Below are 1,177 nucleotides of genomic sequence, written 5' to 3' on the forward strand. Positions count from 1 at the left end.
GAGCCAGTTCGTCCGGAGGGGCGGTCAATACCCGGACGATCTGACCAATCTCTAGCCGCAACCGACACTCGCACTCAACCCTGCTCATGCTTAGGGTGTCATTTCGCCCTCAGCCGGAACCGACCCCAAATGCGCTCCGAAGCACGGTAGAGCCTGCCGACGATCCGGTCATGGGTTTCGACCACGGCGTCAGCGAGCATCGCTTGCCATTCCGACGCGCAAACGGCCAGAATCGCAAGCCGCCTGTCTTCCGGAAGATCGCGCATGCCGTCGGCATAGTACCGTTCGCCCTGCCTGCGCAGGCGTGTCATCCGATGAGCAGGAACACCGGCCAGCAGTTCCTCGGGGAGATCGATACGTTGCAGGTATTCGAGCCGGTCGAGCAGCCGGTTGGCTGACGAAGAGTTCGAGCCCGGCTCGAACTGACGCAGCCACACGAAGCGGGTCACCCGATCGTCGGCCGTCTCCTCGAGCAATGCCAGCAACTGTTCCCGGATGGGCACGGACAGCCGACTGGCGATCCTCGTCTCGATCCGCCGCTCGGCATCGACCAGGGCCGTGGCGCAAAGCCGCTCGATCGTCGATGTTGCAGGAAGAACCGTGCGGGTGCGTCGGCACTCGATCACGAAGCGACGGGCGATATCCTCGTTCGACACCGCCATCTCGGCTTCCCGAAACAGCCAATCCTTCAGCTCGCGCGCACCACGTCCGGAGAAGGTGCGGAATCCGTAGAGCGCCCGCAGTTCGGAAAGATGCTCGTGCCGCGTTTCCTCGCGGGCGGCGTAGTCAACGAGATCGTCGGCAAGCAGGCCGAGCTGTGCTCCGATGAATTCGACGATCTCTGCTGGGATCAGTTCGCCCGGAGCCAGCACCCGGCCGGGATAGCGCAGGACGCACAATTGCAGGGCGAAGCCGAACCTGTTGTGAGCGCGTCGGCGCAGCCTGATGTGTCCAAGGTCTTCATCACTCAGCGTATAGTGCTTGAGCAAATCCGCCTGCGAGGTCGGCAGGCGCAACAGCGCGTCCTTCTGCCGATCGGTTAGAGTGACGCGACGCGGCATCCATGTTCCTTTTTCAAAATCCGATGATGTTCAAGACGCTTTGTTTATGAAGCTGGTTGAGATACATTTCCAGCGAACAAATCATTCGTGGCCAGCGCCCCCCCTCAAACCACCGT

Annotated in this window: 1 pseudogene; it reads right to left on the reverse strand. The window is 61.6% G+C overall.

The features are described 5' to 3' along the window. Positions 1-134: 134 nt before the first annotated feature. Positions 135-1,061: pseudogene (locus tag GTK01_RS20900) on the reverse strand (DUF4158 domain-containing protein); the annotation flags it as partial. Positions 1,062-1,177 lie beyond the last annotated feature (116 nt).

Source organism: Aliihoeflea sp. 40Bstr573 (assembly GCF_024105655.1).
Classification (GTDB): Bacteria; Pseudomonadota; Alphaproteobacteria; order Rhizobiales; family Rhizobiaceae; genus Aliihoeflea.